This is a genomic window from Robiginitalea rubriflava, assembly GCF_052540725.1.
In genome coordinates, this window is sequence record NZ_CP199309.1 from 1691337 (window position 1) to 1714775 (window position 23439).

The window sequence follows — 23439 nt, forward strand, 5'->3', positions numbered from 1 at the left end:
TATGTAGATCTTATGTGCTTATTAAGGGTTACATATTTCTGAACAATTCCAAACGTTCCCATCGGTTTTCGACTTCTTCCTGAGCCTTTTGCAACAATTCCTCGCCTAAATCAGCATTCTCCTTGGCAACCCGTTTAAAGCGGGTTTCATTATACATGAATTCACTGATAGGCATACTGGGTTGTTTGGAATCCAGTTTGAATTTTTTGCCTTTGGGTTTGGACGGATCAAATCTGAACAGTGGCCAGTAGCCCGAAGCAACTGCTTTTTCCTGCTGCAGGGCGCCATCTTTCAAATCATAACCGTGTTCCCCGCAATGGGAGTAAGCCACAATCAGGGAGGGTCCGGGATACTCTGCAGCTTCTTCAATGGCACGTAAGGTTTGCAGGTCTTTGGCGCCCATGGCTACCTGCGCCACGTATACATTTTCATATGAAATGGCCTGCAGGGCCAGGCTCTTTTTACTGGTCCTTTTCCCGGATACGGAAAATTTGGCGCTTGCGCCCAAGGGGGTAGCCTTGGAGGTTTGACCGCCGGTATTTGAGTATACTTCCGTATCCAGCACCATTATATTGATGTCTTCCCCGGATGCCAGCACATGGTCCAGACCTCCGTATCCAATGTCGTATGCCCAGCCGTCTCCGCCAACTACCCAAACTGATTTTCTGCGCAGGTAATCCGTTAGTCGAACCAGTTTTTTCGCATCGGCCGATCCACTGGTTTTAAGGATATTGCGAAGGCGTTCCAGGTCTTTAAATTTCTGGCTGCGCTCCTCCTCATTGGTTTCAGGGTTTTCCAGTATGGCCTGAACCAATTCCTTTCCGACCAGGGGTTCCTGGGAACGAAGCAGGGCAGCCGCTATTTCCTGTTTTTTCTTCAGGGCCAGTTTCATCCCAAAGCCAAATTCAGCATTATCCTCGAACAGGGAGTTGGCCCAGGCAGGGCCTCTACCTTCTTTATTGGTCTTGTAAGGGGTAGTGGGTAAATTACCTCCGTAAATGGAGGAACAGCCGGTTGCATTTGCAATTAAGATGCTATCCCCATAGAGCTGGGTCAGCATTTTAATGTAGGGGGTTTCCCCGCATCCGGAACAGGCTCCCGAAAATTCAAATAGTGGTTCGAGGAACTGAGATCCTTTTATATTGGTTATCTGAAGGGCTGCACGGTCGTAATCTGGCAGCTTAACAAAGTAGTCCCAATTGGCGTCTTCCACCTGATCTACCTCGATTTTTTTCCTCATGTTTATGGCCTTGAAGTTCTCAATCTGCTTACTCTCGGCCGGACATACCGCCACGCAGAGATCACAGCCGGTACAATCTTCAGGGGAAACCTGCAAAATATAGGATTCAGTCTCGCTGTTAAACGGCCTTCCCTTGGCAGGTACTGATTTCAGGCTCGCCGGGGAATCTTTCAGAAAGTCATTCTGAACTACTTTGGCCCGAATGGCCGCATGCGGACAGATGGCAACACATTTGTTGCATTGGGTACAAAGGTCGGCATCATCCCAGACGGGGATAAAATTGGCAATACCTCTTTTTTCGTATTGGGATGTTCCTGTGGTAAAAGTACCGTCAACCGGAAATGCACTTACCGGGAGCTCATCTCCCCTGCCGGCCAGGATGGACCCCAGTACTTCCCTGACAAAGGGGTCCGTTGTTCCCGTCATCATGGATTTAAGGTCCGTTTTGCTGGTAACCTCATCGGGATAATCCACTTTTTTCAGGTGTTGCAGGGCCGTATCTACTGCCTTAAAGTTCATCTGTACAACCTTATCCCCTTTATGAGCGTAGGATTTCACGATGGCATCCTTGATTTTCTGAATGGCTTCTTCCCTTGGAAGAATTCCTGAAATAGCGAAGAAGCAGGTCTGCAGTACCGTGTTGGTGCGCTTGCCCAGTTTGGCTTCTTCGGCTACCCTGGAAGCATCGATAACGTAAAAATCCAATTGGTTTTCCACGATCTGTTTCTGCATGCCATGCGGTAGTTTGTCCCAGATTTCAGTATTCGGGTAGGGGGCATTCAGGAGGAAAGTCCCTCCTTTTTTGATATTTTTCAGGATTTCGTACTTCTCTATAAAATTAAACTGGTGGCAGGCAATAAAATCAGCCTTGTGGATCAGGTAAGTGGAATGAATGGGATTTGGTCCGAATCTCAGGTGGGAAACGGTTTGTGCCCCTGCCTTTTTTGAATCGTATACAAAATATCCCTGCACGTAGTTATCGGTGGTTTCCCCGATAATTTTAATGGAATTTTTATTGGCCCCAACCGTTCCGTCAGATCCCAGGCCATAGAACATACAGTTAAAAGTGCTTTTAACAGTTTCCAGGCGCTGCCCTACTTCCAGGCTTTTGTGTGTAATGTCATCTGTAATCCCAATTGTAAAATGGTTTTTTGGTGCCTCCTTGTCCAGCTCGTCAAAGACCGCTTTTACCATGGCAGGATCAAATTCTTTGCTGGATAGCCCATAACGTCCACCAATAAGCAAAGGGGTTTTGCGATCGCTCTCTGCAAAGGCGGTGAGTATATCCAGGTATAAAGGTTCCCCTGTGCCTCCGGGTTCTTTGGTTCGGTCCATGACCGCAACTTTGGATACGGTTTTGGGCAGGCAGTCTATAAAATGTGCAATCGAAAAGGGCCTGAAAAGCCGGACAATGACGGCTCCTACTTTTTCGCCCTTTTTAACCAGGGTGTCTACCGCCTCAACAACCGGTCCCTGACCGGAGCCCATAATTACCATTAATTTTTCAGCTTCGGGGTGGCCGATGTATTCAAATAGCTTGTATTGGCGCCCGGTATGGCCATAAAATTCATCCATAGTGTCCTGTACGATCCCCGGCACTTTATCGTAATAGGGGTTGGAGGCCTCCCGGGCCTGAAAAAATACATCCGGATTCTGGGAGGTGCCGCGCACTACAGGGTGGTCCGGATCCAGTGACCTTTCCTTATGGGCCATTATGGCCTCCTCTGGCATCATTGCCTTTATGATATCATCCGGAATGGCGTCAATTTTGGAAATTTCATGTGAAGTCCGGAAGCCGTCAAAAATATTTAAGAAAGGCACCCTGGACTTAAGCGTGGCAACTTGTGCAATAAGTGCAAAATCCATTGCTTCCTGTACAGAACCGCCAAAGAGCATTGAAAAGCCCGTTTGCCTCGCAGCCATTACATCCGAGTGATCCCCAAAAATGGACAGAGCATGTGTTGCAACTGTTCGCGCTGCAATGTGTATAACGCCCGGGAGCAGTTCCCCCGCTATTTTATACATATTCGGGATCATTAACAACAATCCCTGAGAAGCTGTAAAAGTGGTAGTTAGCGCCCCTCCCTGTAAGGATCCGTGAACGGCACCGGCCGCCCCGCCCTCACTCTGCATCTCTACAATTCTGGGCACATTGCCCCAAATGTTCTTTTCTCCTCTTGAGCTGAAGATATCTACATGCTCCCCCATGGGCGAAGCCGGAGTGATGGGGTAAATGGCGCAGACCTCATTGGTTTTATGCGCTATTCTGGCTACTGCTTCATTGGCATCGCAAATGAGCTTAGGGAATTCTTTTTTCATGACAGGAAGGTTTATAATAATGCTGGATATCCATAACGGAAGCCTCTCTGTACGTGCAGCTTTTTGGTTTACACTCCTGGAGAGTCCACCGATTCTTATAAAAATACGCAGCCTAAGCATCTCATAATATGATATTTATCATCGATATGAGTATCCTTGGCAGCTGTAGCCTCAGGTCGCGTATCCAAAGGTTTCCGACAGATACGACAGCTAACGGAATCCCGGCTTATTCCCCGTGGAGCCAGGCTTTTTTGGTGAGCAGTTCTTCCTCGCTTTCCTGATGGGCTTCGTCGGGAACACAACAATCCACCGGACATACGGAGGCGCATTGGGGTTCATCGTGGAAACCTTTGCATTCCGTACATTTTTCGGGGACAATGAAATAGAATTCGTCAGAAATGGGGTCGTTCTGGGCGTCGGCATCCACCTCGCTTCCGTCAGATGGCAGGCTTGTATTTCCGCTAAGGGCTGTTTCATCGGAATAGGACCATTCCTCTCCGGGTTCGTAGATCGCATTATTTGGACATTCCGAAATACAGGCGTCACAATTAATACATTCGTCTGTGATAATGATGGCCATGGTATTTTATTTATAAGGTTACCTGTAAAATTAGGACTCACAAACGCCGCTTTAAATGATAAAAGTCAGGATTTCTTCCCTGCATCTAAGGTATATTTAATGTATCGTCCTGAAATCCATTTTGGATCTTCTTGTTAAAGCCGTGGAAACCATGATCAATGTAAAAAGTAAAAAAAAGGAAAGCACAGCACTGGAAGCGGTTGTAATCAGATTTGTAGGAGATTCCGGAGACGGAATGCAACTAACCGGTACCCAGTTTACAGATACTTCGGCCATGTTTGGAAATGACGTTGCCACCTTCCCCAACTATCCTTCGGAAATCCGGGCCCCGCAGGGGAGCCTGTACGGGGTTTCCGGCTATCAGGTACACATTGGGAGTATTGAGGTAAGTACCCCAGGGGATAATGTTGATTTGCTGGTGGTCATGAACCCGGCAGGCTTGAAGACCAACTTATATGCAGTAAAGCCTGGTCATACACTTATTGTTGACACAGACTCCTTTACGAAAAAGAACCTTGAAAAAGCGCATTATTCTTCCAGCCCCCTGGAGGATGGAAGCCTGCATAATTACCGGGTTATTGAAGTCTCCATGACAAGCCTTACAAAGGAAGCGCTGCGGGATGTGAAGGGGCTGGACAACAAAACCATTAACCGGAGCAAAAATATGTTTGCCCTGGGGATGGTTTACTGGATGTACCATCGCTCCCCGGAGCACACCATTGATTTCTTCAGGAAAAAGTTCGCTAAACAACCCGAATTGGTAGAGGCGAACACCAAAGTCCTGAATGCAGGATACTATTATGCAGAAACCCTGGAGCTCATTCCCAATTCCTATAATATTGCCCCGGCAAAGATGAGCCCGGGTACCTACAGGGTCATTATGGGAAATACTGCTACAGCCTGGGGATTTTTGGCAGCAGCTGAAAAGTCAGGGCTGGATCTCTTTCTGGGATCCTACCCTATAACTCCAGCTTCGGACATCTTGCACGAATTGGTAAAACACAAGCACTTTGGGGTTAAAACATTGCAAGCTGAAGATGAAATTGCGGGGATCACTTCCGCAATAGGGGCCTCGTTTGCAGGCAGTCTGGCTATTACCACCACTTCGGGCCCCGGGCTGGCCCTCAAGGGAGAAGCACTTGGCCTGGCCATGATTGTTGAATTACCACTGGTTGTAGTAAATGTTCAAAGGGGGGGGCCCTCTACCGGGCTGCCAACCAAAACAGAACAGTCCGATCTGCTGCAGGCCATGTATGGAAGAAACGGGGAAAGCCCTGTTATTGTAATTGCTGCCAGTACACCTGCAAATTGCTACGATTTTGCCTATCAGGCGGCTAAATTGGCCCTGGAACATATGACCCCGGTAATCCTGTTGACCGATGGCTATATTGCAAATGGTTCAGCTCCCTGGAAAATACAATCGGTTGATGAGATGCTGGAAATCAAACATAGAATTTTGAAAAAAGTCCCTGAGACCTGGCATCCTTATGACCGGGATGAAGAGACACTAGCACGCGACTGGGCCATTCCCGGTACGGCTGGCCTGGAACACCGGGTAGGGGGGTTGGAAAAAGACGGAACCACCGGGAACGTTTCCTATGTGCCCGAAAACCATGAAAATATGGTTAAGGTACGGGCCGAAAAAGTAATGCGTGTGCAGGAGTATATTCCGGAGATCGTGCCTGAATTTGCACAGGAAGGGGAACTTCTGGTAATTGGCTGGGGGGGTACCTATGGCGCCCTTCATACCGCCGTAAAACAACTCCACGAGGAAGGCATTAGAAGCATTGGCTTTGCCCACTTCAATTATATTAACCCACTTCCCAAAAATACCGGGGAAGTGATAGGGCGCTTTAAAAAGTGCGTTGTCTGTGAGTTAAATAACGGACAATTTGTACAGCTTCTCAGAACCCGTTTCACCGAGCAGGATTTTTATCAGTATAACAAAATTCAGGGCCTTCCCTTCGGTAATGAGGAACTGGTTCAGAAATTCAAACAAGTATTGGCATAGTTATGGAAACACAAGAAAAGAAATACACGTTTAAGGATTTTGCCAGCGATCAGGAAGTACGGTGGTGTCCGGGCTGTGACGATTATGTGATTTTGAGGTCTATACAGAAAGCCCTACCCGAAGTAGGCGTAAAGAAGGAAGATGTTGTGTTTATTTCCGGTATTGGCTGTTCATCCCGATTTCCGTACTACATGGATACTTTTGGGATTCACGGGATTCACGGAAGGGCTCCTGCCATCGCTTCCGGGGTAAAGCTGGCAAATCCGGCACTCAGTGTTTGGGTTATTACAGGTGACGGGGACAGTATGGCAATAGGGGGAAACCACTTTATCCACGTTTTAAGACGCAATATTGACCTAAATATGATCTTGTTCAACAACAGGATTTACGGACTGACCAAAGGACAATTTTCGCCAACTTCCTCAGTTGGGCAAAAGACTAAATCTTCCCCTTATGGGAACACACAGCCACCATTCTCTGCCGGGGAACTGGCCCTGGGGGCGAAGGCCCGTTTTTTTGCCCGGGTTGCGGGTAATTCCCCCAAAGAAATGACAGACATCTTTATCGCTGCAGAAAATTTCAACGGCACCTCCCTGATTGAAGTGCTTCAGAACTGCGTTATTTTCAATAATGGGAGTTTTGATGAATTTACGGACAAAACCGTACGGGAAGACAAACAGCTGCACCTGGTACACGGTGAACCTATGATATTTGGAAAAAACCGGGATAAAGGCATTGTGCTTGAAGGGCTTAAACTGAAAGTTGTGGAGCTTGGGAAAAATGGAATAACCGAAGCAGACCTGCTGGTTCATAACTCCGAAGAGGAGGACCCAACCCTGCACCAAATGCTGGTTCGTTTAGATGATCCAATAGTAACCGGAATTATCAGGAGTTTTCAGGACCTTACCCTGGAGGAGCGAGCTGATGCACTCATGGAACAGGTTAAGGCAGATTCGGATTTCTCCAAAACCGACGACCTTTTCTATTCAGGAGAAACCTACGAGGTCAGATAAAGCATTTAAAAGAATACGGGCATCAGACTATTCCGGCAAAGCCAAGGAATGCCAGAGACAGCAACCCGGCAATCAGCAAATTAATGGGTACACCCTTCATGCCCTCAGGAAGATCGGCAAGTTCCAGATATTCCCGTATGCTGGCAAACAGAATTATAGCCAGGGCAAAGCCGATAGAACTGGAAAATGCAAAAAACACAGCTTTCAGCAAGGTTCCGTCTGCCAGGCCCAGGGCCAGGATGGCTACGCCCAATACAGCGCAGTTTGTAGTGATCAGGGGGAGGAATACCCCCAGGGCCTGATAGAGGGGCGGGCTTACCTTTTTGAGAATAATTTCCACCATCTGTACCAGGGCTGCGATGATCAGGATAAATGAAATGGTCCTGAGATGCTCCAGGCCCATAGGAGTCAGAATATAATTGTGCAATAAATAGGTGGCGGTGGTGGCGATTGTCATCACAAACAATACAGCACCCGACATCCCCACTGAGGTTTCTATTTTGCCGGAAACCCCTAAAAAGGGACAGATACCCAAAAATTGCGACAGTACAATATTATTGACAAAAACGGCGCTAATTAGAATGATCAGAAATTCCATTTCAGGCTATTTTACGGGTTAATCTCTTAAAGGCCATTGCCAGATAGGCCAGGGCAATAAAGGCCCCGGGGGGAAGAATGAAAAGGATAAGGGTATTGGCTTCTTCAGAAATGAATCGGTATTCAAAAATACTGCCGCTCCCGAGGACTTCACGTATTGCTCCAAGAACAGTTAATGCCAGGGTAAATCCCAGGCCCATTCCCAACGCATCTATCAGGGAAGCTCCCAGCCTGTTTTTGGAGGCGAAGGCTTCTGCCCTTCCCAAGATGAGGCAGTTTACTACAATAAGTGGGATAAATATCCCCAATTGCTCATATAAAAAGGGAAGGTAAGCTTCCAGTACCATTTCCACCACCGTCACAAAAGAGGCAATAATCACTATAAAAACCGGGATTCTCACCTTTGCAGGTACCTGAGATTTGATAAGGGAAACAACGGCGTTGGACATGAGCAGTACAAACAAAGTGGCTATGCCCATACCAAGCCCGTTTACGGCTGATGAGGTGACCCCCAGGGTAGGGCACATTCCCAAAAGCATAACAAATACAGGGTTTTCCCTGATGATGCCCTTCAGGAAGTTTTGTCGGTAATCCGTGTTTTCAGCCATGGTCCTAATGATTGGGTTGTTCTGCTATTTTCCTGGTTTTCATATAATGGTCATAGGCCTGTTGAGCCGCCTCGGCGAAGGCCCTTGAACTGATAGTAGCTCCTGACAGGGCATCTATATCACCCGAATCCTTTTTAACCTTCAGGCTGTATTTGCCCGGATCCTGGTCCCTGAATTGATCCAGGAATCTGTTCCCGGTGATTTTGGTGCCTAAACCCGGAGTTTCTTTCTGTTCGAGCACAGCAATTCTGATAATGCTACCCTCTGCATTAAAACCCGCCATGAGTTTGATCAATCCGTTATAACCCCTGTCTGAACTGCCGGTAACGGCTGCTCCAATAAATACACTATCGCGAAAGGCCGGATATATCTCTATACTGTCTTTCCCTCCTTCAGAAGGAACCCGAATGACTTCGGCAAGGGGGTTGTTGTCATATGTATTCAATACGGCATTGATGGCGGTTACTTTTTTGGCGAGTTTGGCGCGGGCCCTAGGGGCCTCCGTCAGGTCATTTACATAACCCAGGGACAGGCCTGAGACCAGGGTAGTCATAAAGAGCACCAGGATCATGTTCAGGAGTGTTGATTTTTTCTGCTTCATCTCTACATGATTTTGGCTTTTATTCTGGCTCCGAACCTTCTGGGTTTAAAAGCCTTGTTGATCAGGGGAACGAATGCGTTCATAATCAGAATGGCGAAGGATATTCCTTCCGGATAGGACCCGAATAGCCGGATAATTACGGTTATCAAACCTATACCGATGGCAAAAACAACCATTCCCTTTTTTGTTACAGGGCTGGTGACCAGGTCTGTAGCCATGTAAATGGCCCCCAGAATTGCTCCGCCAGACAGCAGGTGTATTATAGGGTTTGCGTACTGTTCAGGGTTTACCCTCCAAAAAATTCCGGTCAACAGGACGATGGTGGCCAATACCGTTAATGGAATATGCCAGGAAATCACTTTTCGCGCTATCAGGTAAACGCCCCCCAGGATGAGGGCAATGGCCGAAATCTCCCCCAGTGACCCTGCCGTAATCCCCATAAACATGTTAAGGGTGGATGGGATACGGTCGCTCAGAGAGCTAATAGTCTCCCCATATTGTACACCTTCCTTAATGATCCCCAGGGTGGTCGCGCCGGTTACGGCATCCACTACAGAGGTATTATTTTCAACAGCTGTGGGCCACAGGGTCATCTGCACGGGAAAACATATCAGGAGAAAGACCCGGCCTACCAGTGCCGGATTGAAAACATTATAGCCCAGCCCCCCAAAAGATAGTTTGGCTACCCCTATGGCAACCAAACTCCCTGCTGCAATCATCCATATCGGGATTCCGGCAGGCAGGTTGAAGGCCAGTAAAATTCCTGTGATAAGCGCCGAACCATCTGCAATGGTAACTTCCACCTTCATTATATATTTCTGGATGACGTATTCAAAGAGCAAACAGAAAATTACAGCTGTAGCGGTTGCGATCAATGCACTATACCCAAAAACATAGATGGATACCAGAAAGGCAGGAAGCAGGGCAATGACCACATCGTACATGATCTTTTTGGAAGTTCTGTCTGAATGAACATGAGGAGAAGCGGAAACAATTATGGAAGGATTGCTCATGCCTGCTTTTTTTGATTTTTTGGCTGCCGGACAACAGACTTTCCAAATCGTATGTAGTCCAGCAGGGGTCTGTGTGAAGGACATACATAGCTGCAGGAACCACATTCAATACAAGTCAGGATATCTTCTAATCCGGCCTTTTCAAACATCCCTTTTTCAGTGAGATTCATCAGCAAATGGGGCTCCAGCCCCATTGGGCAAACCGAAACACAATCGCCGCAACGAATACAGGCCCTGGGCGCCCCCCTGCTGGCCTCATCTTCAGGAATCACCAAGATGCCTGAGGTGCCTTTGGTTATGGGCACATCCAGACTCTTCAGGGCTTTTCCCATCATAGGGCCACCACTTACAATTTTACGGGTTCCCTCCGGGATACCCCCTGCCTCATTAATCAGGTCCTGCACAGGGGTGCCGATTTTTACCCAGAAGTTGGAAGGTTGTTCCAGCTTTTTACCACTAACTGTAACTACGCGCTCAATCAGGGGCCTGTTATGCTGAATGCCCTGATATATGGCAAAAACGGTTCCCACATTATGTACTACCACTCCTACGTCAAGCGGCAGGCCATTTTTGGGTACCTCGCGGTTGAGCAACGCCCTTACCAGTTGCTTTTCACCTCCCTGCGGGTATTTGACCTTTAAGGAGGCTACCAGTATTTCAGGCTCTTTCCGTGTAAGGTCCCTGAAAATGGCAATAGCGTCCTTCTTGTTGTTTTCAATCCCGATGATAGCCCTTTTTAAATGGAGGGCATGCATCAGGATTTTAATACCTACCAGAATTTCTTCAGGCCGTTCCAGCATTAGCCGGTGGTCTGCCGTCAGGTAGGGTTCGCATTCCACTCCGTTTATTACCAGACAGTCCAGCGGCTTATCATCCCCAACATTCAGTTTAACGTGGGCCGGAAAAGTAGCCCCTCCCAGGCCAACTATTCCGTAGTCCGAAATACGATGCAGGATTGCTGCCGGTTCCAGTTTAATTTCTTTTTTCAGGGGCAGTTCCGACGGCTCAAAATTCGATTCATCTTTGAGGTCTGTTCGGATGACGATACATTGCTTTTTGTAACCCCGTGTATCTACAATCTTATCCAGTTTGGTAATGGTTCCGGCCACCGGAGCATGTATGTTTGCAGAAACAAAACCGCCGGATTTCGCAATAACCTGCCCTAGCTGAACTTTGTCCTTTCGCTCCACTACAATTTCAGCAGGAATACCTATATGCTGGGATACAGGGACGTATACCACTTTGGGAACCGGGAGTATTTTTATAGGCCTGGAAGCGGTCAGTTTGTTCTCCGGAGGATGAATACCCCCTTTTGGGAAGGTTTTAAGCATTGTTCTCAGGATTAAGCTTTTCGGCTTTAGGTTCCGTTATCTTTTCTTTTCTGGGAGGGAAATTTGTCTCTATAATTGAATGTGTAGGACAAACCGGGACGCATTTCCTGCATAAAGTACAGATTTCGGGATCTATATAGGCCAGGTTGTTTTCCATCACTATGGCCTCTTTCGGGCAGATGTCATAGCATTTGGAACAGCCAATACAGGCTACCGAACAGGCTCTTTTTGCAATACCCCCCTTTTCTTCGTTCAGACAACCCACAAAAATTTTCAGGTCTCGTTTCTGCTTCGGCCGCATTTCAATGATATCCCTTGGGCAGGAATCTACACAAAGGCCGCAAGAGGTACATTTATCGGTGATTACCACCGGCAGGCCTGTGGCTTCGTCCATATACATGGCATCAAACTGGCAGACCGCCACGCAGTCCCCCTCCCCAAGACAACCGTACTGGCAATCGGTTTCCCCGCTGTAAATAAGGGATGAAATTGCACAGGATTTCGGACCCTGATATTCGGAGGTGCGGGGACGGACCTCGCAGCTTCCCTGACAGCGGATTACGGCCACTGTAGGTTCCTGCTCCTTTACCTCCTTGCCAAGGGTTGCCGCCACCTGCAGCATGACGTCATTCCCCCCGACCGGGCAAAAAAGCTCAGAAATATCCTCTGTGGTGACTAGTTTTTCGGCAAACGACCTACAACCGGGAAACCCGCAACCTGCACAATTGGCTGCAGGAAGCAGTTCCTCAACCTGTGCGATCAGCGGATCTTCATAAACGTAGAATCTTTTGGAGACCACATAGAGGATCAGGGCAGCAACTACCCCCAGGAGGGTCAATAACAGGACGCTGTTTAGTATGGAATCTCCCATGGCGTTTCAGTTGCGTTGGAGTGTAATTTTAAAAGTATCTCTGAAATAGAGTTTCAGGCTATATATCAGGCTGAAATAAGGAATCAGGACCAGAATCGACAGCAGGCCTGCCAGCCATTCTTCCAGGAAAAATGAAGCAATTACAAGAGTTATCAGCATCAGTGCAAAGGGTAAGATATAGGCCCAGATAACCGCTTTGTAGCCCAGATTCTTTTTCAGGATCACCTCTACAGGCTCATCAATGGCATATTCGGACCCGGGAGCTTCAATTTCAACAGACCTGTCAACCCCATCAGAAACCCCGCACGCACCTTTGGCAGAACAGGACTCGCAATGAATATTATTACTGAGGGTAACCGTTACCGTTTCAGCCGTAAGCCCGCTAATTACTCCGGAATGAATGAATACATCCTTCTCTGTTGCTGTTAAACTCATGACTCTCGAACTTGTCCAATCCGTTTATCAAGTGAAGCTACTGATATTAGGCAAGGCATTTTATGATATATGTCAGCGATCAAAAGCCGCCTGTGATTCCATTCTGTTTAAAAAAATATTTTAGCCCTACATTTATGGGGAAAAGGAACAGCTTTCCACAACCTTATAAAATATCCGGAAGCTATTTCAGTAAGCAGATAAATGGCAACTAAAAACCTAAGTATGAGAATTTTTGTACTGTCAGTGTTCATAGCCCTGGCTTCATGCAGCCAAGGCCCTCAGAATGAAATTGAGAGATGGGAAGAACAGGCCTCCAGAGTAACGATCATCCGGGATGATTTTGGTATCCCTCATGTATACGGAAAGACAGATGCAGATGCTGTATTCGGCATGTTATACGCCCAGTGTGAAGACGATTTTAACCGGGTTGAACAAAACTATATCTGGGCCATTGGCCGCCTTGCAGAGGTGGAGGGGGAAGAGGCTTTGTACAGCGACCTGAGGGCCCGCTTGTTTATGGACCGGCAGGAAGCCATTGAGGCCTATGAAAACAGCCCTCCCTGGCTCAAAAAGTTGTGTGATGCCTTCGCTGACGGGATCAATTATTACCTGCATACCCATCCCGAGGTGCAACCAAAGCTGCTCAGCCGTTTTGAACCCTGGATGCCCATGTATTTCAGTGAAGGTTCAATAGGGGGGGATATCGAGCGGATCAGCACCCAAAAACTAAAAGCCTATTACGAGGAAGGTATTGATTTTCCGAAGGCTGAAACCATTGAAATGGAGCGAAAGAAAGCCGAAATGGAACCACAGGGCTCCAATGGCATTGCTATTTCCGGGGACCTGACGGCTTCCGGAAATGCCATGTTGCTGATTAACCCACATACTTCCTTTTATTTTCGGGGGGAGATTCACGTGGTAAGCGAAGAAGGACTGAATGCCTATGGGGCGGTTACCTGGGGGCAGTTCTTTATTTACCAGGGCTTTAATGAGAAAACCGGCTGGATGCATACCTCTACATATACGGATGTTATGGATGAATTTATAGAAAACATCACAACAATTGAAGGTGCGCCCATGTACCAGTACGGAGAGGAATGGCGCAGGGTTAAGGAGTCTGAGGTAAGCCTGTCTTATAAAGCTGGCGACAGCCTGAAAAAGAGAACTTTTCCCATGTATCATACACATCACGGGCCCATTACCCACCAAAAGGACGGAAAGCCTGTGGCTTCCGCCATGATGTGGGATCCCGCAAGGGCTCTGGAGCAGTCTTTTATTCGCACCAAGCAAGACGGATATAAAGGCTTTCGGGAGATGATGGATATACGAACCAATTCTTCAAACAATACTGTATATGCCGATGCTGACGGGAATATAGCCTACTTCCACGGCAATTTTATCCCACGCAGGGATACAACCTTTAATTACCGCGAAGCTGTGGACGGCAGCAATCCGGCAACAGACTGGCAGGGATTGCATTCCGTAGATGAAAACATCCTTGTTCTGAACCCGCCAAATGGCTGGATACAGAATTGTAATTCAACACCCTATACCTCAGCTTTGGAATTCAGTCCCAAAAGAGAAGATTACCCAAAATACATGTCTTTGGATCGGGAAAATTTCCGTGGGGTACATGCCATTGAACTGCTTAAGGGTCGTTCCGGATACACCCTGGACAGCCTGATCAAACTGGCTTATGACCCGTATCTGCCTGCTTTTCAAGCGCTGGTCCCGGGACTGATAGCTGCTTACGATGCCAGCCCGGGAGCAAACTCCGAGCTGAAAGAGGCCATAGAAGTATTAAGGGAATGGGATTACCGAACCTCGGAAGCCTCTGTAGCCATGACCCTTGCCCATTACTACGCGACTTACTTTGCCCGGACGGCTACCCGGCCAGATGGCCTGAGCGATATGGAACTGATGCAGTACCTGGGGTCCAATAGCCCAGTGCCGGAAAGACTGGATGCGCTCAGGGACGTGTTAACGCTCCTTCGTACAGATTTTGGCAACTGGGATATCCCCTGGGGGGAAGTAAACCGGTATCAACGACTCAATGGAGACATCCGCCAGGCCTTTGATGATGACAAACCGAGTATTCCCATCGGATTTGCTTCGGGCAGATGGGGTGCTTTGGCTGCCTATGGGGCACGGTATAACAACAATACCAAAAAAATATACGGGACAAGGGGAAACAGCTTTGTAGCCGTAGTAGAATTTGGCCCTAAAGTCATGGCCAAATCTTTGTTGGCAGGAGGCCAGAGCGGGGATCCTGATTCGCCGCATTTTGATGATCAGGCCAAACGCTACGCCAATGCAAATTTCAAGGAAGTTCCTTACTACAAGGAAGATGTGCTGGCCAGGGCGGAAGAAGAATATCAGCCAGGCAAAAGGGTAAAATAAGTACGGTGTTTTAGTTATCCCTGACAATAATCAGGGAAGCTTTGGAACCGGTGGAAAGCAACCATTTATTGGAATAAATCAGCTTTCCCAGTTCGTCATACACGTCTACCTGGGCCGTATTAGGGCCGGAAGATCCCTGGTTGAGCGCTTCAAAATCCAGGCGGTTAAACCCCTTGTCGAGATCCAGGTTCAGGCCTTTAAAGGAACCGGTTAACAGTATATTCGGTTCTACCACCACCCCGTTAAGATAGATTCGCACCCGGTCTCCGTCTACAAATTCATGGTCCCGGCACACAATACCGACAAATTTGGCGGCGGTCTTAACATCCCCCAGATACATGTCTCCAAAGTGTTTTCCCGAATTGCCTTTTTCACCTTCCCCCATGTTCGGTTTTAAAACCAGGTCGTGTCCGGCCTGTTTTAATTCCCTTTCCGGCAACATATTTACCGCGTTTTTGTTCTTGGAGTCTTTCAGGTCAAAATTTGGCGTAGTACCGAATCCAGGAGGTAAACTAAGGCCAGGGCCTTTATTCGGATTAAGGTTAACACCCTTATCCGGTTTTGCGTCAATGCGTAGCTTTTTGGTCTCAGGAACATCGGTCTGGCCACGGCTACTGAAGATGCCGCAGATTAATAAAATGGAAAAGAGTAAAGGGCGCATACATGAGTATTACGGTATAAAAGTAGCAAATACCGGGCCATATCATCATTAATTTTCGTTAAAATGCACCCTTTGCCTGGGGGTTAAAGGCTTAGTTGGTAGTCCCTTGCGGCTATTTCCCAATGATCGGTTACCTCAGCATTTACAACTACTCCCGCCTTTGGATATTTGATTACGGTAGGGCAAATATGCATGGGGATAGCGTAAAATTCCTGTCCGATTTTAAAATTTGAAGCCTGGTCAGTGCTTAGCACCAGATGTTCTTCACTCTGACTGATCTGGGTAGCTCCTTCCAGCCCGGGGATAACAGCCCTGGGAAAAGGCATTTCCGCAGCAAGGGCCTTATGCCCGAGGTCCAGGCAAAGTATATCCTCAGAAGGTTTGCTGATTAGCCTGCATAATACTGTAGCCGCTGGTAAAAAGGGCATTTCCGGAAAGGAACTACCGTAGCGCGCATCCCACAATAAGGTGGTCCCCGGGCTTAATTCGATATCTTTTCTACGGGCATGGATAGGAAAACTGGGGGACCCTCCTGCAATCAAAGTTTCAACAGGGAAGCCTGCAGACATTAATTGGTCCTTAAGATCGAGGACTGCTGCAAAAGCCTGGTCGCATTCAGCAGTTCTTTTCAAGGGATCCGGGTTTCTGAGATGCCCGTCGTAAATATGCAGTCCTATGGGATGGACAAGGGCATCTTTGCAGAGGGCTGCATACAATTCAAAAGCGCTCTTTCCCGGGGCAATTCCCGTGCGGTTCATCCCAACGTTCAGGTCCAGGAAGACCTCAAAAGAATCTGCCTTCTTTTCGGCAAATGTATGTAAGCTCTCGAGGGTATGGAAATGGTCTACCAGGCAGGAATAACGCGTATTGGGATAGGCTTTCTGGATTTGCAGGAACCTTTCAGGCCCCGGCCCTACCAATGGGTAAGCTACCAGCACATCCGCTGCCTCGCACCTGCCCAATAATTCAGCCTCTGCCAGGGTAGCACACTTAAATTTTGAGATTCCTGCCTGTTGCTGCATACGGATGATCTCAGCCATTTTATGTGTTTTGACATGCGGGCGCAGCCGGGTGGCACTTCCGGCAATCTCCAGCATTTTGTCAATATTGTGTTTTATCCGATCAGGATAAATCAGCAGGGAAGGAGATACCTGCCCCTCCGGATGACTAAGGGCATACCATTTTTTTCCGGCCTGTTCCATGCGTTATTTCAATTTAAAAATTGCCTCAATTTCAACTGCAACATTCCCGGGAAGTTCCATCCCGACCGCAGAGCGTGCCCCCACTCCGGCATCTGGTCCGAACACTTCAGCCATCAGTTCGCTGTACCCGTTTATGACGTAAGGGTAATCGTGAAATGCAGCACTGCCATTGACCATCCCCAGGGTTTTTACCAACCTCTCGATATCGTTCAGGGAGCCATAGTGGGTCCTGATGGTAGCCAGCATGGTCAGCGCAACCTGCCTGGCTGCTTTTTTGGCCTCCTCCCGGTTCAGGTCGATCCCGGCTTTTCCCGTAATATATGATCCGTCAGCTAACATGGGTGCCTGCCCGGACACGTACAAATATTTTCCGGTTACAAGCACGGGTTTGTACAAGCCTGCAGGGGGAGGGGCCGGAGGAAGTTGCAGGCCAAGGGCCGCTAGACGTTCTTCATAATTTTGTTCCATAAAGCTTTCAGATTATAGTGTCCAGAAAAAGTACCCCTACCAGTCCCATAATTCCAACTGTGGTTTCCATCACGGTCCAGGTGCGGAGGGTATCCTTAACAGACAGGTTAAAATATTCTTTAAACAACCAGAAACCGCTGTCGTTAACGTGGGATAGCATCAGACTTCCTGACCCGATGGCCAGTACCATCAGTTCAGGGGAAACATCGGATTGGGCAACCAGGGGTAAGACGATGCCAGCGGCAGTTAGGCCGGCTACCGTAGCCGATCCAACACAGACCCGGATAACTGTGGCAATTCCCCAGGCGAGTACCAGCGGAGAAATACTACTGTTTTGGAGCAGGCCTCCTATGTATTCACTTACCCCGCTATCTATCAGTACTTGTTTCAGGGCTCCTGCCCCGGCAATGATCAGCAGTACCATGGTGATACCACTTACTGAACTGGATGCAGACTTCATCACTTCTTTCATCTGTTTTCCGCGGGCAAGACCCAGAGTATAGATAGCCATTAAAACGGACAGTAACATCGCAATAACGGGGTTCCCTACAAAACCAAGCAGTTTTTTAACAGGGCTTCCGGCTGGCAATAAAAGTTCGCTCAGTGTTGCCAGGCCAATCAATAAAACCGGTAAGAGAGCTGTAAATATGCTGATACCCATCCCCGGCATTTCCGTATCGCTCAGGATTTTAGGATTTACAAATTCCTTTAAGGGGCTGGCCGGTATATTTTTAAAATTGCGCGAAAGCAGGGGGCCTGCTACGATGATGGCAGGGATGGCTATCAAAATCCCGTAGAGCAGGGTTTTGCCGAAATCTGCCTGAAAAATTTCAGAAATAGCAGTGGGTGCCGGATGAGGGGGCAGGTATCCATGGGTGACGGAAAGAGAAGCCAGCATGGGCATTCCAACATATAACAACGGCAGCCGGGTAGTTGCAGCAACCGTGAATACCAGAGGGACCAGGATCACAAAGCCGACGGTGTAAAACATCGGGATTCCAACAATAAACCCGGTAAGGACTACCGCCCATTGGACATATTTTTTGCCGAAGCGTTTAACCAGGCCGGAGGTAATTCGTTGTGCTGCCCCACTGTCCGCGACCAGTTTCCCCAGCATGGCACCAAGCCCCAGTATGATAACCAGAAACCCCAGGGTATTGCCAATGCCATTTTGAATGGCACTAACGAGCGCATCCAGGGACATACCTTCCGCCAGCCCAACCAGCAGCGAGATGATGATAAAACTGATAAAGGCATTGAGTTTAAAACGGGCTATCAGCAAAAAAAGCAGCAGGATACCGCCAATTACAATGATTAAGGGCATGCGGGCCGGGTTGTTAGTGATTTGGAATTAAAGATACTAAATCCGAGTGGGTGACCTGCCTGTTTCACTCCCATAGGGCAAAATTTCCTGTGGGCGGTCACTTTGGGCATAAAGCACCAAAACAGTTGTGGCTTTATATTTTATGTATGTGCCTTGTAGCTTTTTTCTGGAGCCTCAGAGCGCATAGTCTTCAAGTTTTTGCGGTCCTTCCAGCAATACCCTTACCACCCTCAATACCCCTTCTTCGGTTGTTGCGATATGCCATTTGATCAGGCTGATCTGACCATTTTCTATTTCAATGCCCGTTATACTTCTGGGATGTACGCAACTACCATCGTTAAAAAACGGGATTTCTCCCGGTTCTGGAAACCTGGGCCGGTGTGTGTGGCCGGCAATGGTGATCCTCAGGTTATGTGCCACGATCCACTTTTTAATCCGCTTTTCCAGACGGATCAGTTCTTTGTAATTTTTCGCCGGGGAGGTCGGGTCTGCAATACCCCAAACCTGCAGGGGTTTCCAAAGGACCCGTACGAGAAAACGGCTCCATCTCCAGAAGGTGTAATTCCACCAGTCTGCCTGATGTCCGTGGCAAAGGAATACTTCCTGCCCGCTCTCTTCGTGCTTGAGGACAATAGCCTCATTGTACTGAATACCCTCCAGCAGCTCTTTATTTTTGCCTTCTATGGGCTCAAAGTAACTGCTGAGGTGTTCCCTGACATATTTGGGATCCTTGTAAACCATATCGTGATTTCCCCAGACCATATGAAGCCGCTTGTCCAGATAGAATTTTCTAAGGAGCTCATAAACGTTTTTATGGGCCTCAAAAATGGCTTCGAAATGCAGGTTTTCCCAAAGTTCGTCTCCGTCGCCCAGTTCACAATAAATAAAGCCTGCTTTGTAGTAATGCTGCAGGGCGTGAAAGTAAATATTCCGGTTGTTTGCAAAATCGTCCGCAAAACTGTTGTCTCCCCTGTGGCAATCGCTGAAGAGTATAAACTTTGAGCGGTCGTTAAAGGGGATGACTTTCGCCCTGTTATAGGCCCGGCTAAGCCGATTTTGCGAGGACATGTACATAAATTTCCATAAAGATCACAAAAAAGTGGAAATACAGCATGGATCCCTAAAATTAAACAGTGGAGAAAACTTTGTAATTTTAAAGGGAAAATGCAGACTAAGGTTTTTACAGACGTCCATTTATGAACAAAGAATTACCCATTAAGCCGCTTATTAGTTTTGATAAGTACCTGCGTCATTATGACCAGCTGCTTAATCACGGCTCTGCATTTGAAAGGGAGAAGGCCGAAAAAATACTAAACGCACAAAAGCCCTTTCCTTTTTTAAGGGATGGTTTTGCAGATGTAAACCTGCTGGAGGAGCACGAAGAAGTGATACAGGTAATACTGCAGGATTCCTTTGCGGATGTGCTTGGCGATAATGAAATAAAAGCTGTATCCTTTCCTTATTTCAATGAGATGTTCAATCCGTCGCGCCGGCTTCGGAAAATACTTCAGGAAGCGGGCCCGGATTTTACCCCTGAACTAAAGAATCAGCAGGAGGGGCTGGATTATATCATGGCCTGTACGGTTATCCTGAACTTCCATTACGGCTATCATCTGGATTTCAGCAGACCTTATTTCTTTGAAATCCCAGATGCTAAAGGCGTGATAAATTATTACCGCGTCCTTTACAATGCGGATTTTATGGAGATCTTTCCAACCGAAAATTCCCCGGAAATCACACAGGATATTGTTGATGAGTTACTGGCCCGTCCGGAAGACGTGGAGTTCTGGAAATCCAGAATCCCGCCTGAGAGTTTTGTGGGCAAGGGATTTGTAATTGTCAATATGTTCAACGTGACGGCCGAGCACTCAATTTCTGCAATTAAATCTGAGCTGATTGCCAGCGACAAGAGGGGGAGCGATCGTTTTATGGACGAACTTCAGGATACTTTTCGTTCTTTTTTCAGGTTGAAAGACCTCAAAGTTGGATTTATAAAATACAACCATAAGGATAACCGATTCGAGCGAATATACGGAAATGGAATAAAAAGCTTTATCCTCCATGAAAAGGACATGGAATTTTGCAATGAAGCCCTCTGTAATGGTTCTTATGACAAACTCCTTAGGCAAAAAACCTACTTTGTTGTACCCGACGTTAAAAAATATGCCGCTATGGCTGAAGGCAAAGGGTTTTACAAGAACCTGGAAAAACAAGGTGTCGGGAGCGCCATTTTTGCGCCTATAGCCAGCAAAGGGGAGTTGCTAGGCATATTAGAGGTGGTCTCGGGCCAGAAGAAAGTACTCAATGGGGTAAATGCCACGAAACTGGACGATGTTATGCCATACATTGTGTCTGCCGTGATCCGTTCCAGGATAGAAGAGGAAAACCTGATTGATGCGATCATTCAGCACGAGTATACCACGGTTCACGATTCGGTGCTCTGGAGGTTTAAAGAAGAGGCAAAACAGTTTATAATTGATGAATTGCAGGGCCGGCAGCCTTCTTTTAAGGAAATAGTTTTCGATGAGGTCTATCCCTTATATGGGCAAATCGATATCAAAGGGTCTTCAACGGCACGCAATGCGGCTATTCAGCGCGATCTCATTATCCAGTTATCCAGGATTAATTCTATTATGGAGAAGGCCAAGGCTTCAACTTCCCTGCCCATTTATGAAGAATTAAGTTTCAGGGTAGCAAACCATATTGATGAGATTAAAGAGATGCTCCACACCAATAGTGAGCAGGCTATTTTTAATTTTATTCAGGAAGAAATGGTGCCTGTTTTAGCTCATTTGAAAAAGGAAAACACGGATTTAGCTGCTGAAATCGAGGCATATGAAGCAGAAATAGATCCGGAAACACAATCATTTTATGACCATAGGCGCAATTACGACCAAAGCGTGATGCGTACGAATAAAACCCTGGCAGGCCTGCTCGATAAACGGCAGTCGGATGCTCAGCAGATGTATCCGCATTACTTTGAACGCTATAAGACGGATGGGGTTGAACACAACATGTATATTGGGGATTCCATCTCCTCGGGCAAGAAGTTTGACATGCTCTATCTCAGCAACCTGAGGTTATGGCAATTACAGGTGATGGTCGAAATGGAGAATGCGTATTACAACCTCAAGAAGGAGTTGCCTGTAAAACTGGATGTGGCTTCCCTGGTACTGGTGTACAACACCTCTTTATCCATTCGTTTCCGCATGGATGAAAAGCGCTTCGATGTGGACGGCACTTACAATGCGCGTTATGAGGTAATCAAAAAGCGGATAGACAAATCTTATATTAAGGGGACCGAACAAAGACTAACGCAGGCCGGGAAACTGGTAATCGTCTATTCCCAAAAGAGCGATGAACTGGAATACCTGAGGTATATTTCTTTCTTGAAATCCAAGGGGTGTTTTACAAACAATATTGAGATTGTTGAATTGGAAGGCCTTCAGGGCGTTTCCGGATTGAAGGCTATAAGGGCAGAGGTCTTATATAAATCCGGTGAAGATAAGGACCGCATGTACACCTATGAGGACCTGATGGAAACCCTGAAAAACTGATCAGGCCGGTATATCCAGAATCCTTTCCGGGCCAAAATACCTGAGGGCAATAAAAAAGGCCAGCACCGACAGTATCATACCTATCATAAAAAAAGTGTAGGTCCACCGGAGCAATTTGTATTTGCGGTTTAATACCACGCCCAGAAAATAGAGGTCTTTGGTCAGTGAATCGTATACGTATTGCTTATCCTTAATCAGTTCCTGCATGGCCCATTCATAGTCCTGCAATTTCATCTTGTGAAAATTCCCGAAAAACAGCAGGTTTACTTTCTTTTTGGCAACATCTTCCTTGGTAAATTCCCCGCTGGTCACATTGGGGCGGGTCGCCAGTATTGATAGGATCATGGAGATGATACTGAATATGAGGAACACGACCGTGGGGTAGATCAAATAGTCATTGGAGGGATTGTCCAGTTTTGGGATCAGGTTGGCAATCACAAGTGAAATTATAATGGCGTTTACGGATAACAGTATGTTGGCTTTGGTATCTGCAATATCACTCAGTTTCAGGTGGTTTCGCATAGACACCCTGTAAAGGGTTTGAATCCCCCTTTCCGGGCTTTCACTTTTGAACTTAGCCTTTAACTGCTCTTTTTTAGCCAGTTTTTTACGGGCTTTCTTTTCCTTTACCAGTTTTCGTACATTCTTGTCTTTGCCTGCCTGCCAGTGTTCCAGGGCATAATCCGTATAAAAGCGATGCTCGGTCCGGAACATCTGCAGGTTTAATTCCCGCCATTCTTCCAGGGAGTATTCTCCGACTCCTAGTAATTTTAATTCTTCCCGCAGCAATTCTGCAGTTTCAGGATAGCTTTTTTGAGCCAGGTGGGATGCGTCTGCATCCCTGATAATCTTCTCCAGAATACCAGACGGCTCGTGGTAGCGCCGTGTGGCCAGAATAAGATCGCAAATACGATCTGTGGTTTCAGAGGGTACACCTGCTTTTTTTAAATAGGCCCTGGCAATTTCACAACTACTCTCCTCGTGATTGGTACAACCCCTGGTATAACCCGTATCGTGAAACCAGGCAGCCATTAGCAGGGAATCCTTTTCCTCGGGGCTTAATTTATGGTTGTCCAGTAATTCTTTTGTACTTTGAACGACTCTTTGAGTGTGCCTCAGGTTATGGTACAGGAAGCGCTGGTCCAACTTTTCTGTAAGCAGATGGGATACGTATTTTTCTGCATCTTCCAGAATCTGGGTGGTCATAC

General features: G+C 47.3%; 19 protein-coding genes. 4 read left to right on the plus strand and 15 right to left on the minus strand.

All coding sequences use genetic code 11. The features are described from left to right. Positions 1 to 28 precede the first annotated feature (28 nt). On the minus strand, positions 29 to 3559 hold the full coding sequence (nifJ, locus tag ACT6NU_RS07785; RefSeq protein WP_445381109.1) for a pyruvate:ferredoxin (flavodoxin) oxidoreductase: 3531 nt from the start codon (positions 3557 to 3559) through the stop codon (positions 29 to 31). A gap of 226 nt (positions 3560 to 3785) precedes the next feature. After that, positions 3786 to 4139 carry a 4Fe-4S binding protein gene (locus ACT6NU_RS07790; RefSeq protein ID WP_445381110.1) on the minus strand — a complete coding sequence of 118 codons (354 nt, stop codon included), beginning with the start codon at positions 4137 to 4139 and terminating at the stop codon, positions 3786 to 3788. A gap of 151 nt (positions 4140 to 4290) precedes the next feature. Between ACT6NU_RS07790 and ACT6NU_RS07795 the strand changes: the two genes are divergently transcribed. Together ACT6NU_RS07795 and ACT6NU_RS07800 are read left to right on the plus strand one after the other, a co-directional pair. Next, positions 4291 to 6150 carry a 2-oxoacid:acceptor oxidoreductase subunit alpha gene (locus ACT6NU_RS07795; protein WP_445381111.1) on the plus strand — a complete coding sequence of 620 codons (1860 nt, stop codon included), beginning with the start codon at positions 4291 to 4293 and terminating at the stop codon, positions 6148 to 6150. Between the two features lie 2 nt (positions 6151 to 6152). Beyond that, complete coding sequence (locus ACT6NU_RS07800) at positions 6153 to 7163, plus strand: 2-oxoacid:ferredoxin oxidoreductase subunit beta (protein WP_445381112.1); 1011 nt, start codon at positions 6153 to 6155, stop codon at positions 7161 to 7163. Between the two features lie 22 nt (positions 7164 to 7185). On the opposite strand, the gene ACT6NU_RS07805 is transcribed toward ACT6NU_RS07800, so the two are convergent. Genes ACT6NU_RS07805 through ACT6NU_RS07835 form a run of 7 tightly spaced genes read right to left on the minus strand, consistent with a single transcriptional unit; the run spans position 7186 to position 12619 of the window. After that, complete coding sequence (locus tag ACT6NU_RS07805) at positions 7186 to 7761, minus strand: electron transport complex protein RnfA (RefSeq protein WP_445381113.1); 576 nt, start codon at positions 7759 to 7761, stop codon at positions 7186 to 7188. A gap of 1 nt (position 7762) precedes the next feature. Beyond that, a complete protein-coding gene (locus ACT6NU_RS07810; protein WP_445381114.1) occupies positions 7763 to 8368 on the minus strand; it encodes an RnfABCDGE type electron transport complex subunit E in 606 nt (201 codons plus the stop codon). A 4-nt stretch (positions 8369 to 8372) separates the two neighbouring features. Continuing rightward, a complete protein-coding gene (locus tag ACT6NU_RS07815) occupies positions 8373 to 8969 on the minus strand; it encodes an RnfABCDGE type electron transport complex subunit G (protein ID WP_445381115.1) in 597 nt (198 codons plus the stop codon). A gap of 2 nt (positions 8970 to 8971) precedes the next feature. Next, entirely contained in the window at positions 8972 to 9982 is a 1011-nt protein-coding gene (locus ACT6NU_RS07820) for an RnfABCDGE type electron transport complex subunit D (protein ID WP_445381116.1), read from the minus strand. Next, complete coding sequence (rsxC, locus tag ACT6NU_RS07825) at positions 9979 to 11313, minus strand: electron transport complex subunit RsxC (RefSeq protein WP_445381117.1); 1335 nt, start codon at positions 11311 to 11313, stop codon at positions 9979 to 9981. The genes ACT6NU_RS07820 and rsxC overlap by 4 nt, the downstream gene beginning before the upstream one ends. Next, positions 11306 to 12184 (minus strand): Fe-S cluster domain-containing protein, encoded by an 879-nt coding sequence (locus ACT6NU_RS07830; protein ID WP_445381118.1) that lies wholly within the window; start codon positions 12182 to 12184, stop codon positions 11306 to 11308. The genes rsxC and ACT6NU_RS07830 overlap by 8 nt, the downstream gene beginning before the upstream one ends. 6 nt (positions 12185 to 12190) lie before the next feature. Next, on the minus strand, positions 12191 to 12619 hold the full coding sequence (locus tag ACT6NU_RS07835) for a SoxR reducing system RseC family protein (protein ID WP_445381119.1): 429 nt from the start codon (positions 12617 to 12619) through the stop codon (positions 12191 to 12193). A gap of 222 nt (positions 12620 to 12841) precedes the next feature. Here ACT6NU_RS07835 and ACT6NU_RS07840 point away from each other — a divergent pair, with 222 nt between their 5' ends. Then, complete coding sequence (locus ACT6NU_RS07840; RefSeq protein WP_445381120.1) at positions 12842 to 15019, plus strand: acylase; 2178 nt, start codon at positions 12842 to 12844, stop codon at positions 15017 to 15019. Between the two features lie 10 nt (positions 15020 to 15029). On the opposite strand, the gene ACT6NU_RS07845 is transcribed toward ACT6NU_RS07840, so the two are convergent. From ACT6NU_RS07845 to ACT6NU_RS07865, 5 genes are all read right to left on the minus strand, one after another. Next, the gene (locus tag ACT6NU_RS07845; RefSeq protein WP_445381121.1) at positions 15030 to 15680 is read right to left on the minus strand and encodes a hypothetical protein; all 651 of its coding nucleotides are present in this window, start codon (positions 15678 to 15680) and stop codon (positions 15030 to 15032) included. Positions 15681 to 15763: 83 nt separating this feature from the next. Continuing rightward, positions 15764 to 16882, minus strand: a complete 1119-nt coding sequence (locus ACT6NU_RS07850) for a D-TA family PLP-dependent enzyme (protein ID WP_445381122.1) — start codon at positions 16880 to 16882, stop codon at positions 15764 to 15766. A 3-nt stretch (positions 16883 to 16885) separates the two neighbouring features. Then, the gene (locus ACT6NU_RS07855; RefSeq protein ID WP_445381123.1) at positions 16886 to 17350 is read right to left on the minus strand and encodes a RidA family protein; all 465 of its coding nucleotides are present in this window, start codon (positions 17348 to 17350) and stop codon (positions 16886 to 16888) included. A 7-nt stretch (positions 17351 to 17357) separates the two neighbouring features. After that, on the minus strand, positions 17358 to 18674 hold the full coding sequence (locus tag ACT6NU_RS07860; protein WP_445381124.1) for a gluconate:H+ symporter: 1317 nt from the start codon (positions 18672 to 18674) through the stop codon (positions 17358 to 17360). Positions 18675 to 18848: 174 nt separating this feature from the next. After that, positions 18849 to 19742, minus strand: a complete 894-nt coding sequence (locus tag ACT6NU_RS07865; RefSeq protein WP_445381125.1) for a metallophosphoesterase — start codon at positions 19740 to 19742, stop codon at positions 18849 to 18851. A gap of 128 nt (positions 19743 to 19870) precedes the next feature. Here ACT6NU_RS07865 and ACT6NU_RS07870 point away from each other — a divergent pair, with 128 nt between their 5' ends. Then, entirely contained in the window at positions 19871 to 22231 is a 2361-nt protein-coding gene (locus ACT6NU_RS07870; protein ID WP_445381126.1) for a GAF domain-containing protein, read from the plus strand. On the opposite strand, the gene ACT6NU_RS07875 is transcribed toward ACT6NU_RS07870, so the two are convergent. Then, positions 22232 to 23437 carry a Pycsar system effector family protein gene (locus ACT6NU_RS07875; RefSeq protein ID WP_445381127.1) on the minus strand — a complete coding sequence of 402 codons (1206 nt, stop codon included), beginning with the start codon at positions 23435 to 23437 and terminating at the stop codon, positions 22232 to 22234. It abuts the gene before it with no gap. Positions 23438 to 23439 lie beyond the last annotated feature (2 nt).